The following is a 14,787-nucleotide window of genomic DNA, read 5'->3' on the forward strand; positions in this document are numbered from 1 at the left end:
GCGCATGGCACAGGCATGGTTCGCGAACGGTCCGGAAGGACTGTCGGAGTGGGAACTCCGTGGGGTCGAGGTTCCGGCTCCGGGGCCGGGAGAGGTCACGATCCGGGTGCACGCCATCGGCATGAATCCGGCGGACGTCAAGTACCCCACGCGTCCCGGTGCGTCGTACCCCTTCGCGATCGGCTACGAAGTCTCCGGAGAAATCACCGCCATCGGCCCCGACACCGTGATCGGCTCGGGGCCTGCGGCGATCGGTGACGCCGTCCTCGCCTTCCGTCTCAGCGGGGGATACGCGACCGAGCTCACGATCTCGGCGGAGAAGGCGTTCGCCAAGCCGGCGAACCTCGATCACCCGGCCGCGGCGAACCTGTTCCTCGCCGGAGCGACGGCGGCGGAGTTGCTGGAGCTCAGCCGAGCCGAGCGCGGCGACACGGTTCTGTTCCACGCTGCCTCCGGCGCCGTGGGTGTGAGCTTCCTGCAGCAGGCCGCCGTCCGCGGCGTGCGCGTGGTGGGAACCGCGAGCGAACGCAACGCCGACGTGGTGCGTCGATACGGCGGCATCCCGATCACCTACGGCCCGGGACTCGTCGAGCGGGCGAAGGATGCCGCGGGTGGTGCCCCCTTCGTCGCGGCTCTCGACGGCGTGGGGACCGATGAGGCGATCGACGCATCGCTCGAGCTCGTCGCGGACCGAACGCGCATCATCACGATCGTGCGCCGGGACCTCGAGGCGCACGGGATCGTCGCCATCGGCGGGATGCTGCCCGCGAGCGCCGCGTTCCGCGACGCCGTGCGCGGCGACCTCGTGGACCTCGCGGCTCGGGGCCTCCTCGAGGTCCCCGTCGCCCGCACGTATCCGTTCGCGGATGCGGTGGAGGCGGCGCGCTTCCTCATGGAAGGTCACCCCGGCGGCAAACTCGCCCTGCTGCCGTGACGAGGACCGTCGCCGATCAGCCGACGGGTTTCAGCGCGGAGCGGATGATCACTTTGCCCGCGCCGAAGTCCTGATCGGCTGCCTTCTGCCACGTGCCGTCGTCCCAGACGACATCGGCGAACACCCACCCGTCTTGTTCTGACGCGCCGAAAAAAGCGTCGCCGATCGCGTCGGGAATCGTCGACTGGATCGATGTCACGTCGGCTACTGACGCCTTTCCGGGCTTCCCCTTCGTCGGATCAGCCGCCGCAATCGGATCGAAGAGCGCGAGGGGAATCGGCGTGCGCGTCACCGTGAGGGTGTCGCCGTCGAAGGTGCCGGAGACCGCGTAGGTGTTCCAGGTCGCGCCGCCGGACGAGACGGCGTCATCGAGGCCGTCCCACGACCATCCTGCGAGCGGGATGCCGCTGCACTGCGGAGGCGCGGATTCAGCCACCGCGCCGAGGCACAGTTCGACCGTGGTCCCGTTGTCGAGGACCATCCCCTGAGAGATGACCTCGCCGGTCGGGTTCTCCGGCGTGAGCGCAGCGAGCGCCGCACCGGGAGGGGCTGCGTCACCGCCGGCTTCGGCCGTGGCAGCGCAGGACGTGAGCAGGAGAACGGCGCCGGTGAGGAGAACGGCGGCGGAGCGACGGTGCATCATGCCCGGGGAGTGTCGGCGCCGCGGCATCCGTCTCAGATGTCGACCGTCACGGGCGGAGGTGTAACGTGTCGGTATGCGCTTCTGCGGCCTCCTTCTTCGTCGCCGCGACGAGTCCTCGATCTAGGACCAACTCGTCGCGGAGGTTGTCGTGGGTCCGCACCAGTGACGAGAGAAGAAGCACCCATCATGCGAAACAACCAGAAGCCCTCCGGCGCCCCGATCCACAAGTACCGCCCGTACCACGAGCAGATTCGGGTCGAGCTGCCCGATCGCACGTGGCCCACGAAGCGCATCCACGTCGCCCCCCGCTGGTGCGCGGTCGACCTGCGCGACGGCAACCAGGCCCTCATCGATCCGATGAGCCCGGAGCGCAAGCGCGTCATGTTCGAGCTGCTCGTGAAGATGGGTTACAAGGAGATCGAGGTCGGGTTCCCGAGCGCGAGCCAGACGGACTTCGACTTCGTCCGCCAGCTGATCGAGGACGACGTCATCCCCGACGACGTCACGATCCAGGTGTTGACGCAGGCCCGTGACCACCTCATCAAGCGCACCTACGAGTCCATCGCCGGTGCCAAGCAGGCGATCGTCCACCTGTACAACTCCACGAGCGTTCTGCAGCGGGAGGTCGTCTTCCGTACCGACCAGCAGGGCATCATCGACATCGCCCTCGAAGGCGCGCGCCTGTGCCGCGAGTACGAGAAGACGATCCCCGAGACGGCCGTCTACTACGAGTACTCGCCCGAGAGCTACACCGGTACCGAGCTGGAGTTCGCGGTCGACGTCTGCAACCAGGTGATCGAGGTCTTCGAGCCGACTCCTGACCGCAAGGTCATCATCAACCTGCCGGCGACCGTCGAGATGGCGACGCCGAACGTCTACGCCGACTCGATCGAGTGGATGAGCCGTCACCTCGCACACCGCGAGAACGTCATCCTGTCGCTGCACCCGCACAACGACCGCGGCACGGCGATCGCCGCTGCGGAACTCGGCTACATGGCCGGTGCCGACCGCATCGAAGGATGCCTCTTCGGCAACGGCGAGCGCACCGGAAACGTCGACCTGGTCGCCCTCGGCATCAACCTGCTGACCCAGGGCATCGACCCGCAGATCGACTTCAGCGACATCGATCACGTCAAGCGGACCGCCGAGTATTGCAACCAGCTGCCGGTCCCCGAGCGGAGCCCCTGGGCGGGCGACCTGGTCTTCACGGCCTTCAGCGGCTCGCACCAGGATGCGATCAAGAAGGGCTTCGAGGCGATGGAGGCCCGCGCGACCGCGCAGGGCGTCAGCGTCGACGAGATCGAGTGGGCTGTCCCGTACCTGCCGATCGACCCGAAGGACCTGGGCCGGTCCTATGAAGCCGTCATCCGCGTCAACTCGCAGTCCGGCAAGGGCGGCGTCGCGTACCTGTTGAAGACCGACCACGCGCTCGATCTGCCCCGCAAGCTGCAGATCGAGTTCTCCGGCGTCGTGCAGGCGAAGACGGATGCCGAGGGCGGCGAGGTCTCGAGCGGTCAGATCTGGTCGATCTTCTCCGACGAGTACCTGCCCGCGTCGGCCGCGGACGAGAAGTGGGGGCGCTTCGAACTGCTTTCCACCCGGACGCAGAGCGACATGTCGGGTGATGTGGCCCTCGAGGTCACTCTGCGCGACGGGGACGAGCGCGTCGCGGCCACCGGTGGCGGAAACGGTCCGATCGCGGCCTTTCTCAAGGTGCTCGGTGAGCGCGGTTTCGACATCTCGCTGTACGACTACGTCGAGCACACACTGGGGGCGGGTGGCGACGCGCACGCGGCCGCCTACGTCGAGTTGCAGGTCGAGGATCAGCGCCTGTGGGGCGTCGGCATCGACGGCGACATCTCGACGGCGAGCCTCAAGGCGATCGTCTCGGCAGTGAACCGCGCGATCCGCAGCCGCACCCACGCGGGCGAGCTCGCGAGCGTTTGACCGGGCTGGTCGCCGTCAGGGCTTGATGATGGGAATCGTCGAGGTCTCGACGGCGACCTTCCGCCGGTAGAGCGCGCGCTGCTCCGGCAGCGAGATGTCGAACACGACGGCGAGGACCCGGATTACGGCGGTCACCGCGATGCAGGTGATCGCCGCGGGGACGGCGGCGACCTCGACGACGGCCAGCACGGCCAGGACAGCGCAGCCCACCGCCGCGGCGACCGCGTAGAGCGAGCTCACGTGCATGACGGCGACGGGGAGCCCCATGAACACGTCGCGGAGAAGTCCGCCGCCGACCGCTGCGCACACGCCCACGAAGACGGCGGGAATCGGGGGCAGTCCGGATGCGAGCGCCTTCGTGGTGCCGAACGCGCCGAACATGCCGATCGCGATCGCATCGAGGACGACGATGACGGTGTTGAGCCGCTGGAAGAGGTTCGCGAGCAGCATCCCGACGAGAGCCGCACCCGTGACGGTCAGCAGGTACCAGTTGCTCAGGAGGGCGGCGGGGGTCGTCCCGAGCAGGAGGTCGCGGATCATGCCGCCGCCGAGCCCCATGACGACGCCGATGATCGCGACCCCCAGGAGGTCGAGTCGCCGCTGCCCCTGGAACCCGGAGGCGAAAAGGGCTCCCTGCACGCCGCCGAGGCCGACGGCGGTGAGGTCTGCCCAGAGGGGGATGAGGAACTGCGGCTCGGTCACGCCTTCATTGTCCCCCGTCGCGGGATAATCGATGGGTGCCCACATACCGCGACGAGGTCGTGGTCCTACGCACCCACAAGTTGGGGGAGGCGGACCGCATCCTGACTCTGCTGAGCCGTCGCAACGGCAAGGTTCGCGCGGTCGCGAAGGGCGTGCGTCGCACGTCGTCGAAGTTCGGCGCCCGGCTCGAGCCGTTCATGGTCGCGGACGTCCAGATGTACAAGGGCCGTTCGCTCGACATCGTGCAGCAGGCCGAGTCGCTCGGGGCCTACGGCGCCGACATCGCGACCGACTACGACCGCTACACGGCGGCGTCGGCGATGTCCGAGACCGCTGATCGCCTCAATGAGGCCGAGACGACCCCGCAGCAGTACTTGCTCCTCGTCGGTGGCCTGCGCGCTCTCGCCCGTGGTGATCACGCGCCGCGGTCCGTCCTCGACAGCTACCTGCTGCGCGTCATGTCCCTGTCGGGGTGGGCGCCGTCGCTGCGGGAGTGCGCCCGGTGCGGCGCTCCCGGACCGCACGACTGGTTCGTCGCACAGCTCGGGGGCATCGTCTGCTCCGCGTGCGCTCCCGCCGGCTCGCCGCGGGTCAGCCCCGAGACGGGGGACCTCATGCGCGCGCTGCTCGCGGGGGAGTGGGACCAGGTGGATGCCGCATCCCACGGCGCGACGGCGGCATCGTCGGGTCTCATCGCCGCGTACGCGCAGTGGCACACTGAACGAGGCATCCGTTCCCTGTCCCACCTGGAGGCGCCTCGGTGAGTCCCAAGCCCTACACGCATCGCGACGCGGTGCCGTATCGCCCCCTCGACTGGACCGGCGTGTACCCGCCGGAGTTCCCGAAGGGGTCGGTCCCCGGTCACGTCGCGATCGTGATGGACGGCAACGGCCGCTGGGCGAACCGCCGCGGGCTCACCCGCATCGAGGGGCACCGAGCGGGGGAGGAGGTGCTGCTGGACGTCGTCGCCGGCGCGATCCAGGCGGGCGTTCGACACCTCAGCGTGTATGCGTTCTCGACCGAGAACTGGGTGCGCTCACCCGAGGAGGTGCGCTTCCTCATGGGCTACAACCGCGATGTGCTGCACCGGCGGCGCGACCAGCTCAACGAGTGGGACGTCCGCATCCGCTGGGCGGGCCGGAAGCCCCGCCTCTGGGGGTCTGTCATCAAGGAGCTCCAGTACGCCGAGGAGCTCACCCGCGACAACACCGGGCTCACCCTCACCATGTGCGTCAACTACGGCGGTCGCCACGAGATCATCGACGCGATGCGGTCGATGGGTGAGGAGATCGCGAAGGGGCGCCTCAAGCCGTCCGCGATCACCGAGAAGACCCTGCGGCGTCACTTCTACGTGCCCGAGATGCCCGACGTCGACCTGTTCGTGCGTTCGAGCGGCGAGCAGCGCACGTCGAACTTCCTGCTGTGGCAGGCCGCGTACGCCGAGATGGTGTTCCTCGACACGCTGTGGCCAGACTTCTCGCGCACGAACCTGTGGCAGGCCATCGACCTCTACCTCTCGCGCGACCGCCGCTTCGGCGGTGCCCAGGACGCCCCCACCGCCGGCTGAGCGGTCAGCGGGCGACCGCCGCGGCGGGTCCCTCGAGCCAGCGCTCCAGGTCGCGGGGATGGGTGATCCGGACGACGGTGAGGTCGTACTCGGCGGCGACGACCGGCATCCGCTTCTTCCAGGTGCCGTGCGTGCGCATCTCCCACCGGAGGATGTGATCGGGGTCGCTGAGGACCGTCCAGAGCGGCGGTTCGACGTTGTCGTTCCAGAGACGCTCGCGGCGGATGCGGCGACGGAGCGTGCGACGCAGCAGCCGCGTGCGGGCGATCCGGCGGGGGAAGTCGAGCCACACGGCGAGGTCCGCTCGCGCGCCGAGGAGCTGGCCGCCGCCCGAGCTGAAGTAGCCCCACTCCGACACCCAGCGGTCGACGTCCGCCACCCGACGGACGTCGTCGAGGAACTCCGGCCGCTGCGTCCACCCCGCGCCGTGGAAGAGCGAATCGAGCTCGGTGTACTCCAGCTCCCACAGCTCGGCGAGGCGACGGGCGAGGGTTGACTTCCCGACGCCGGTCGTCCCGGCGATCACGATGCGGCGAGGGGCGAACGGGAGCGGGTCGTCTGCCGAGAGCATCCCACCAGCCTAGGAGCGGCGCGGGGAATACCGCGAGGGCAGCTGGACGTTGCACGCGATGTGACGGACCCCATCAAGATCGACGTGTGGAGCGATATCGCCTGCCCGTGGTGCTACATCGGAAAAAGAAACCTCGAGACCGGCCTGGCGGAGGTGGCGACGGATGCCGACGCTCCCCGGGTGGAGGTGACCTTCCACTCGTACGAGTTGTCTCCTGACACCCCCGTCGACTTCGAAGGTACGGAGATCGACTTCCTCTCCCACTACAAGGGGATGCCGGCGGACCAGGTCGAGCAGATGCTCGAGCGCGTGACGGGCGTCGCCGCCGACGCCGGCCTCGGCTACCGATTCGACATCCTGAAGCACACCAACACGGTGAAGGCTCACGAGCTGCTGCACTTCGCCAAAGAGCAGGGAATGCAGAAGGAGATGACCGAGCGTCTGATGTCGGCCTACTTCACCGAGGGCCGTCACGTCGGCCGCGTCGACGACCTGGCTGACCTCGCCGCCGAGGCGGGTCTCGACCGCGAGGCCGCTCGCGAGGCACTCGAGTCGGGCCGCTACCTCGAGGCCGTACGCGCCGACCAGGCGCAGGCCCAGGCCTACGGCATCCAGGGCGTCCCGTTCTTCGTCATCGACGGCAAGTACGGCGTCAGCGGTGCTCAGCCCGCCGCCGCGTTCGCGCAGATCGCCCGCCAGGTGTGGGCCGAGCGTGCGGAAGCACCCGCCGCCAACTGACCTGAGAAGAACGAAGGCCGCATCCCGGTGTCGGGGTGCGGCCTTCGTCATTCGCGGGGGAGTCAGGCGAGAGCGCTCTCGATCGCGCTGATGACCTCGGGCTCGTTCGGCTTCGTCTGCGGGCGGAAACGGTGCAGCTCGCCGTCGCGAGTGACGAGGAACTTCTCGAAGTTCCACATGACCGGACCCTTCGCCCGCTCGGCGTTCGGGGTCTTCTTGAGGGCCTTGTACAGGGGAGCGGCGCTCGACCCGTTGACGCGGACCTTGTCCATGATGGGGAAGGTGATGCCCCAGTTGACGGCGCAGTAGTCGAGGATCTCCTCCATCGACCCGGGCTCCTGACCCATGAACTGGTTGCAGGGGAAGCCGATGACCTGCAGGCCGCGGTCGCCGTACTGGCGCTGCAGCTCCTCGAGCTGCTCGTACTGCGGTGCGAGCCCGCACTTGGATGCGACGTTCACGATGAGGAACGCCTTGTCGCCGAACTCGCCGAGGGTCGCCTCCTTCCCGTAGGCAGTGACGAACGGGATGTCGCGAAGAGGGGGGATCTCGGTCATGTCTCCACGATAAGGCGCGGGCGGATGCCCGATGCGCTCGCCGTCTGGGAGAATGTGAAGGATATGTCCACGACCCTCGCACCCCCCGCGCCGCTGCGCATCGGGCCCATCACCCTCGACGCACCCGTCGTGCTGGCGCCCATGGCGGGAATCACGAACACGGCGTTCCGTCGCCTCTGCCGCGAGTACGGCGCCGGCCTCTACGTGAGCGAGATGATCACGACCCGCGCCCTCGTCGAGCGCAACGCCACGACGATGCGCCTCATCCGCCACCACGAGTCCGAGACTCCGCGTTCGATCCAGCTCTACGGCGTCGATCCGGCGACCGTCGAAGCCGCGGTCCGCATCATCGTCGAGGAGGACCACGCCGATCACGTCGACCTCAACTTCGGCTGCCCCGTGCCGAAGGTGACCCGCAAGGGCGGCGGCGCCGCACTGCCGTGGAAGACGGAGCTCTTCCGCGAGATCGTCGAGCGCGCTGCGAAGGCGGCGGGTGCCGTTCCCCTCACGGTGAAGATGCGGAAGGGGATCGATTCGGATCACCTGACGTACCTCGAGGCGGGCCGGATCGCCGAGGGCGCCGGTGTCGCTGCCGTCGCGCTCCACGCCCGCACCGCGTCCGAGTTCTACTCCGGGCACGCCGATTGGTCCGCGATCGCGAAGCTGAAGGAGACGGTCACGAGCGTGCCGGTCCTCGGCAACGGCGACATCTGGTCGGCAGAGGACGCCCGTCGAATGATGGCAGAGACCGGATGCGACGGTGTCGTGGTCGGACGCGGATGCCTCGGCCGTCCCTGGCTCTTCGGCGACCTCGCGCGCGAACTCGGCACCGGCCACGCGGCAGACCCGGTCGATGCGACCCTCGGCTTTGTCGCCTCCGCGTTCCGCCGCCACGCGGAGCTCCTCGTCGAGTTCTTCGAGAGCGAGGACCGCGGCTGCCGCGACATCCGTAAGCACGTCGCGTGGTACTTCAAGGGGTACCCCGTCGGGGGAGACCTCCGGGCAAAGCTGGCGACGGCGTCGAGCCTCGACGAGATCGACGAGCTGCTTGCGACCCTCGACCTCGACGCGCCCTACCCGGGCGCCGCGGCAGAAGGCCAGCGCGGCCGCGCCGGAACGCCGAAGCGTCCGGCTCTGCCCGACGGCTGGCTCGACTCGCGGGAGATCGGGCACGCGGCATCCACCGCCCTCGCCGATGCGGAGCTCGACACCAGTGGCGGCTGAGACGGTGACCGGAGCGAGCGTGGGCATCGCCGCCGGTCGTCCCACGGGCTACGACGACCACGACGCCGAGCGGTTCCACCCGGAGCGGCACCGATCCCTTCGAGACGGGTTCGCCCGCGACCGTGCTCGCGTGCTCCACTCCGCGGCCTTCCGGCGTCTCGCCGCGAAGACGCAGGTTCTGAGCCCGGCCAGCCCCGACGATTTCGCGCGGAACCGCCTCACGCACTCGCTCGAGGTCGCCCAGGTGGGTCGCGAGCTCGCGATCGCACTCGAGCTGTCGCCCGACGTCGTCGACACCGCCTGCCTGAGTCACGACCTCGGGCATCCGCCGTTCGGGCACAACGGCGAACGCGCCCTCAACGACTGGGCCGAGGACATCGGGGGGTTCGAGGGCAACGCGCAGTCGCTCCGCATCCTCGCGCGGCTCGAGCCGAAGGTCGTCGACGACGACGGCGAGAGCTTCGGACTCAACCTGACCCGGGCGAGCCTCGACGCCACCTGCAAGTACCCGTGGACTGCGGATCACGCGATCCCCGATCCCGGCGGCCGGCAGAAGTTCGGGGTCTACGCCGAGGACGAGGCCGTCTTCCACTGGATGCGCCAGGGTGCCCCCGGCCGGGTGCGGTGCATCGAGGCCGAGGTCATGGATCTCTCCGACGACATCGCGTACTCCGTGCACGACTTCGAAGATGCTGTTCTCAACGGATACCTCGATCCTCGCCGCCTGGCCGACCCCCGCGAGCGTGAGTCGCTCCTGACGGCGATCCAAGCGTGGGTGGGCCTCGGCTTCAGCCGCGATGAGCTCGCCGATGCGCTGTACCGTCTGGTGCGGCTCCCGGAGTGGATGACCGAGTTCGACGGCACTCGCGCGTCGGTGGGTCGGTTGAAGAACCTCACCTCCGATTTCATCGGACGCTTCGCGCGCGCGGCGACGTCGGCGACGCGGGAGCACTACGACACCCCCGCGCTGACGCGATACCGCGGTCGGATGATGGTGCCCCGCGTCATCGAGGCCGAGATGGCGGTGCTCAAGGGCACCATCGGTGCGTTCGTCGTGTCGATCGACGGACGCAAGGGGCTCTACAAGGAGCAGCGTCGTGTGCTCAAGCGCCTGGCATCGGCTCTGCTCGAGCGACCCGAGAATCTCGACCGCGTCCACGCCGTCGACTTCGCGGCCGCGACGACGGATGCCGAGCGCAAGCGCGTCGTCGTCGACCAGGTCGCGACCCTGACCGACCGCTTCGCGATCGAGTGGCACGCGGCGCTCGTCGGTCCCGTCGATCTCCGCGAACTGGGACTGTGGCCGGCCGGGTCGCGTGCCGCCGCGAACCCCGGGTACGCGCTCCCTGAGCCGATCGAAGGCCTCTGATGGCGCGCATCCGGCAGGCGGACGTCGACGAGGTCAAGGCGCGGACCAACATCGTCGACATCGTCGGCGAGCGGGTCGCGCTGAAGTCTGCCGGTGTCGGCTCGATGAAGGGCCTGTGTCCGTTCCACGATGAGCGGAGCCCGAGCTTCAACGTCCGTCCGCAGGCCGGCTACTACCACTGCTTCGGATGCGGCGAGTCGGGCGATGTCTACTCGTTCCTCCGCGCGATGGATCACCTGTCGTTCACGGAGGCGGTCGAGCGTCTCGCGGCGCGCATCGGGTATCAGCTGCACTACGAGGACGGCGGTGCTGCACCCGAGACCAGCGGGCGCACCCGGCTCTACCAGGCGAACACAGCGGCCGCGGAGTACTTCCGCACACAGCTGGCGACGGCCGAGGCCGAAACCGGTCGTCGGTTCCTCGGCGAGCGGGGTTTCGATGCGGGAGCCGCTGCGCATTTCGGGGTCGGTTACGCCCCCAAGGGCTGGAACAACATGCGCGATGCGCTCCGTGCGCAGGGGTTCACGGATGAGGAGCTCGCCACGGCGGGACTCGTCTCGCAGGGACAGCGTGGCGTCTACGACCGTTTCCGCGGTCGCGTCGTGTGGCCGATCCGTGACCTCACCGGACAGACGATCGGCTTCGGTGCGCGCAAGCTCTATGACGACGATCAGGGCCCGAAGTACCTGAACACCCCCGAGACGCCCATCTACAAGAAGGCGCAGGTCCTCTACGGGCTCGACCTCGCGAAGAAGGACGTCTCTCGCTCGCACCGTGTCGTCGTCGTCGAGGGGTACACCGACGTCATGGCGTGCCACCTCGCGGGCATCACGACGGCGATCGCCACCTGCGGTACCGCCTTCGGTTCGGACCACATCACCGTGCTCCGTCGGGTGTTGGGGGATGACAGCGCGGCGGGCGAGGTCATCTTCACGTTCGACCCGGATGCCGCGGGCCAGAAGGCCGCGCTGCGCGCCTTCGCCGACGAGAAGCGATTCGCCGCGCAGACCTACGTCGCGGTCGCGCCGGACGGGCTCGACCCGTGCGATCTGCGGCTCAACCGCGGCGACGGTGCCGTGCGCGCCCTGATGGACGCGAAAGCGCCGATGTTCGAGTTCGTGATCGATCAGAAGCTCGCCGGCTTCGATCTGCGCAGCGTCGAGGGTCGCGTCGGTGCGCTGCGGGCGGCTGCCCCCATCGTGGCGGAGATTCGCGACCCGTCGCTCCGCCCCGGGTACACGCGCGTGCTCGCCCGCAAGCTCGGGATGGACCTCAGCGAGGTGACGCCAGCCGTCGAGCGGGCCGCGCGGGGGAGTCAGGCGCCCCGCGGGCGAGGGCCCGCTGCCGCGGAGACGACGGACGAGACGCAGGCATCCGTCCGGGTGTCGGTGGCGACGTTGCCGCGAACAGCAAGCGTCACACTCGAGCGCGACGCGCTGATGGGCGTGCTGCAGTACGGGCACGTACTCGACGCCGATGAGGTGGATGCCGCACTCCAGATTCCCATGGAGCACCCGGCTCTGGAGACCGTCCGCCAGGCGGTCGTCGCTCAGCCGGATCGCTCCCGTGTGGGCTGGTCGACGGCGGCGGTGGATGCCACCCGCGAGCCCTACCGGGGGTTGGCGGCGGAGCTGTTGACCGCGTCGTTCCCGGCTCTCACGGAGATCGAGGCGAAGGCGTCCGCCCGCGCACTGTGCCTCCGCCTGCGCCTTCGCGCGATCGACCGCGAGAAGGCGGAACTTCTCGGAGCGGTCCAGCGGGTGTCCGCGGAGTCCGAGGAGGGTCGCTCGGTGCGTGTGGCGCTCCGCGACCTGGATCAGCGGCGACGGACTCTCGCCGAACTCGTCTGAGACGCCGATACCTCATCTGCGACTCGGCCCGACTGGCGTCCGCAGGCGGGAGCGGAGAGGATGGACCGCATGCCTCGAGTGACCGATCCGGATGCCGCGATCTTCTGTTCGGATCTGTCCATCGCTCGCGCCTCGGCCGACACGCGCGTCGTCGACGGGGTGTCGTTCCGCGTGCTGCCCGGTGAGACGATCGCCGTCATGGGGGCGACAGGGTCGGGGAAGTCGAGCCTCGCGTCATGTCTCGCAGGTGCCGACCATCGCGACCTGCGCGTCGTCGGCGGAACCGGAGAGGTCGCCGGGGTGTCATTGCGGGCGCGGGGGCGTGCGGGCCGCATCCGGAGCTATCGGACGGGCCACCTGGGGCAGGGCGTGAATTCGGCACTGCCGTCGCGGCTGACGATCTCCGATATCGTCGCGGAACCGATCACCGCTCGCGACCGCAAGGTCAATCAGCGCGCGCTCGCCCTCCGCGTCGCCTCGCTCCTGGACGAGCTGCAACTGCCGATCGGCGCCTCCGAGAAGTTTCCCTACGAACTGAGCTCCGGCATGCGTCAACGAGTCGCGATCGCCCGCAGCCTCGTGCTGGATCCGCAGGTGTTGATCGCAGACGAGCCCTACGCCAACCTCGACGTCGACGTCCGTCCCGCGGTGCGCGACGCGCTGCGTCGGCGGACGACGGGCGGAATGGCACTGCTCGTGGTCACCAATGAGCGGGAGCTCGTGACCGATCTCGACGCCCAAGTCCTCGTGTTGCGCGAGGGTCATCCCGTGGGGGTCGGCTCCCGTCTGGATGACGTGCGGTGGACGCCCGATGAGGCGACCCGCATCGGTGGCTGATGTCACGAGCACCCCTCGGGCTTTGCTACGATTGTGTGGTTGCCCGGTCACGGGTGACTGATCCTCGGTAGCTCAATTGGCAGAGCAATCGGCTGTTAACCGATAGGTTCTTGGTTCGAGTCCAAGCCGGGGAGCCATACCCCGAAACCCCCGGTTCATCCGGGGGTTTCGCGTTTCCGGCGCACCACGCGATGCGTGATTCGCAGCAGCACCGACCGCGCCCGTGCTGTCGCCGCCGAGCCGGTCGCTGCCCTGACCGGGGATCCGATCAGCGCAGGATGTTGACGCCCCGTCGCTCGAGTTCCCCGACGGTCTCGGCGTCTTCCGCTTCTCTGTCGACGACGATCCCGGCTACCGCATCGAGCGGCAGGATCAGATAGCGCGAAGCGGCCCCGACCTTCTCTGCGCTGCCCAGGACGAATGTCTCGCTGGCCCGGCCGGCGAGCGCGCGCTTCATCGCCGCTTCATCGGCGTCGCCGGTCGTCAGGCCGGCCTCGGGGTGGATTCCGGTGACCCCGAGCAGGAAGCGGTCGGCGCTGATCGACTGAGCGGCTTCTACGGCGGCGGCACCGGATGCGACCGCCGAGTGCTTGAAGAGGCGACCGCCGAGGATGATCACCTCGGCTCGATGCGACAGGAGGGCCGCCGCCACCGTCGGGCTATGCGTGATGATCGTGCATTCTCTGTCGGGGTCGAGCTCTCGGACGGTCGCGAGGGCCGTCGTGCCGCCGTCGATGATCACCGTGCTGCCAGGCTCGATGAGCTCCGCGGCGCGGCGCGCCACACGGGTCTTGCTGTCGGTGGCGACCGACGCGCGAGTGCCGTAGTCCGCCACGGCAGGGGAAGCGGGCAGTGCGCCGCCGTACACCCGGACAGCCAGACCGGCGGCATCCAGTTCACGAAGATCCCGACGGATGCTGTCCTCGGAGAGGCCCAACTCCGCAGCGAGCTCCTTCGCCACGATTCGTCCGTCCGTTCGGAGTCGGGTCAGCAGCAACTGTTTACGAGCGGCGGCGAGCATTCATGATCCTTCACGTTTGTGCATGTTTATGTCTACTGTAGCGGGTATGACATCTCCCACGCCGTCCCGCCCGCTGCTCATTCTCATCGCCGGTCCCTACGCATCCGGCACCGGGGGAGACCCCGCCCTCATGCAGCGGAACCTCGAGCGCCTCGAAGAGGCCGCGTGGCCGATCTTCGCGGCCGGTCACATTCCGATGATCGGCGAATGGGTGGCGCTTCCCGTGCTCAGGAGCGCGGGGGGACATGGTCCGCTCGATCCGCTGGCGACGGAGGTCATGTACCCGACCGCGCAGCGCCTGCTCCAGCACTGCGACGCCGTCCTGAGGCTGCCCGGCGGGTCGCGGGGTGCCGATCAGGACGTCGCGATCGCCCGCGAACGCGGCCTCCCGGTGTACTCCACGATCGCCGAGATCCCGCGGATGCCGGAGATCAGCCGGTGAGTTGCGCGCGGATCTCGGCATCGCCGGAACCGCTCGCTGCCACGACGCGATATGCGCTGATCCGCAGGAACTGGAACTCGGCGACGTTGACGTGTCGACGGGTCGCAGCGACGCCGCGCCACGGGCCCGTGTGCGTGCCGCCGGCTCGGAGGTGAGCGGCGACGCGGTCCTCCTCCGCGACCACCTGGATCGTCTTCCACCGCCAGTCGGGGAAGCCGTGGAAGAGGTCCGCCAGGTCCTCGATCCACGCATCGGCCCCACCGGGCAGGTGGGCGCGCCGGACTCCGGGGTCGAGGAGCTCGCGCACCGCCTCGAGGTCGTGACGGTTGCACGCGTCGAGGTACTCCTCGAACCACCCGTGCAGCTCCCACGGTTCCACGAGTCA

Annotated in this window: 16 protein-coding genes and 1 tRNA gene; 11 read left to right on the top strand and 6 right to left on the bottom strand. The window is 68.9% G+C overall.

What is annotated here, in order from left to right:
• The first annotated feature begins 4 nt into the window (after positions 1–4).
• Positions 5–934: an NADP-dependent oxidoreductase gene (locus tag ABQ271_RS06490; RefSeq protein ID WP_349310660.1), complete on the top strand. Its 930-nt coding sequence runs from the start codon at positions 5–7 to the stop codon at positions 932–934.
• A 16-nt stretch (positions 935–950) separates the two neighbouring features.
• On the opposite strand, the gene ABQ271_RS06495 is transcribed toward ABQ271_RS06490, so the two are convergent.
• Positions 951–1,577 (bottom strand): hypothetical protein, encoded by a 627-nt coding sequence (locus ABQ271_RS06495; RefSeq protein WP_349310661.1) that lies wholly within the window; start codon positions 1,575–1,577, stop codon positions 951–953.
• 186 nt (positions 1,578–1,763) lie between these two features.
• Between ABQ271_RS06495 and leuA the strand changes: the two genes are divergently transcribed.
• Complete coding sequence (gene leuA, locus ABQ271_RS06500) at positions 1,764–3,524, top strand: 2-isopropylmalate synthase (protein ID WP_349310662.1); 1,761 nt, start codon at positions 1,764–1,766, stop codon at positions 3,522–3,524.
• Positions 3,525–3,539: 15 nt separating this feature from the next.
• On the opposite strand, the gene ABQ271_RS06505 is transcribed toward leuA, so the two are convergent.
• Positions 3,540–4,226, bottom strand: coding sequence for a TRIC cation channel family protein (locus tag ABQ271_RS06505; protein ID WP_349310663.1), 687 nt, complete (start codon positions 4,224–4,226; stop codon positions 3,540–3,542).
• 35 nt (positions 4,227–4,261) lie between these two features.
• Between ABQ271_RS06505 and recO the strand changes: the two genes are divergently transcribed.
• Complete coding sequence (gene recO / locus ABQ271_RS06510) at positions 4,262–4,990, top strand: DNA repair protein RecO (RefSeq protein WP_349310664.1); 729 nt, start codon at positions 4,262–4,264, stop codon at positions 4,988–4,990.
• On the top strand, positions 4,987–5,793 hold the full coding sequence (locus tag ABQ271_RS06515) for an isoprenyl transferase (RefSeq protein ID WP_349310665.1): 807 nt from the start codon (positions 4,987–4,989) through the stop codon (positions 5,791–5,793). Before recO ends, ABQ271_RS06515 begins: the two co-directional genes overlap by 4 nt.
• 4 nt (positions 5,794–5,797) lie before the next feature.
• Here the strand turns inward: ABQ271_RS06515 and ABQ271_RS06520 are convergent, their stop codons facing one another.
• Positions 5,798–6,364, bottom strand: coding sequence for an AAA family ATPase (locus ABQ271_RS06520; protein ID WP_349310666.1), 567 nt, complete (start codon positions 6,362–6,364; stop codon positions 5,798–5,800).
• Positions 6,365–6,424: 60 nt separating this feature from the next.
• On the opposite strand from ABQ271_RS06520, the gene ABQ271_RS06525 reads away from it, so the two are divergent.
• Positions 6,425–7,102, top strand: a complete 678-nt coding sequence (locus tag ABQ271_RS06525; RefSeq protein ID WP_349310667.1) for a DsbA family oxidoreductase — start codon at positions 6,425–6,427, stop codon at positions 7,100–7,102.
• Between the two features lie 62 nt (positions 7,103–7,164).
• On the opposite strand, the gene ABQ271_RS06530 is transcribed toward ABQ271_RS06525, so the two are convergent.
• Entirely contained in the window at positions 7,165–7,659 is a 495-nt protein-coding gene (locus tag ABQ271_RS06530) for a glutathione peroxidase (protein ID WP_349310668.1), read from the bottom strand.
• Between the two features lie 63 nt (positions 7,660–7,722).
• On the opposite strand from ABQ271_RS06530, the gene dusB reads away from it, so the two are divergent.
• The 5 genes from dusB to ABQ271_RS06555 all read left to right on the top strand — a co-directional run bounded on the left by dusB (position 7,723) and on the right by ABQ271_RS06555 (position 13,076).
• On the top strand, positions 7,723–8,883 hold the full coding sequence (gene dusB, locus ABQ271_RS06535) for a tRNA dihydrouridine synthase DusB (RefSeq protein WP_349310669.1): 1,161 nt from the start codon (positions 7,723–7,725) through the stop codon (positions 8,881–8,883).
• Positions 8,855–10,252: a deoxyguanosinetriphosphate triphosphohydrolase gene (locus tag ABQ271_RS06540; protein WP_349310670.1), complete on the top strand. Its 1,398-nt coding sequence runs from the start codon at positions 8,855–8,857 to the stop codon at positions 10,250–10,252. The genes dusB and ABQ271_RS06540 overlap by 29 nt, the downstream gene beginning before the upstream one ends.
• Positions 10,252–12,102, top strand: a complete 1,851-nt coding sequence (dnaG, locus tag ABQ271_RS06545; RefSeq protein WP_349310671.1) for a DNA primase — start codon at positions 10,252–10,254, stop codon at positions 12,100–12,102. The genes ABQ271_RS06540 and dnaG overlap by 1 nt, the downstream gene beginning before the upstream one ends.
• A 69-nt stretch (positions 12,103–12,171) precedes the next feature.
• Positions 12,172–12,939: an ATP-binding cassette domain-containing protein gene (locus ABQ271_RS06550; RefSeq protein ID WP_349310672.1), complete on the top strand. Its 768-nt coding sequence runs from the start codon at positions 12,172–12,174 to the stop codon at positions 12,937–12,939.
• 61 nt (positions 12,940–13,000) lie between these two features.
• Positions 13,001–13,076, top strand: a tRNA-Asn gene (locus ABQ271_RS06555).
• Positions 13,077–13,207: 131 nt separating this feature from the next.
• Here the strand turns inward: ABQ271_RS06555 and ABQ271_RS06560 are convergent.
• Positions 13,208–13,960 carry a DeoR/GlpR family DNA-binding transcription regulator gene (locus ABQ271_RS06560; protein WP_349310673.1) on the bottom strand — a complete coding sequence of 251 codons (753 nt, stop codon included), beginning with the start codon at positions 13,958–13,960 and terminating at the stop codon, positions 13,208–13,210.
• A 46-nt stretch (positions 13,961–14,006) separates the two neighbouring features.
• Between ABQ271_RS06560 and ABQ271_RS06565 the strand changes: the two genes are divergently transcribed.
• On the top strand, positions 14,007–14,402 hold the full coding sequence (locus ABQ271_RS06565; RefSeq protein WP_349310674.1) for a DUF4406 domain-containing protein: 396 nt from the start codon (positions 14,007–14,009) through the stop codon (positions 14,400–14,402).
• On the opposite strand, the gene ABQ271_RS06570 is transcribed toward ABQ271_RS06565, so the two are convergent.
• Positions 14,392–14,781, bottom strand: a complete 390-nt coding sequence (locus ABQ271_RS06570; RefSeq protein ID WP_349310675.1) for an ester cyclase — start codon at positions 14,779–14,781, stop codon at positions 14,392–14,394. The two genes, ABQ271_RS06565 and ABQ271_RS06570, sit on opposite strands and share 11 nt — an antisense overlap.
• Positions 14,782–14,787: the final 6 nt, after the last annotated feature.

It is taken from the genome of Microbacterium sp. MM2322 (genome assembly GCF_964186585.1).
Lineage (GTDB): Bacteria > Actinomycetota > Actinomycetes > Actinomycetales > Microbacteriaceae > Microbacterium.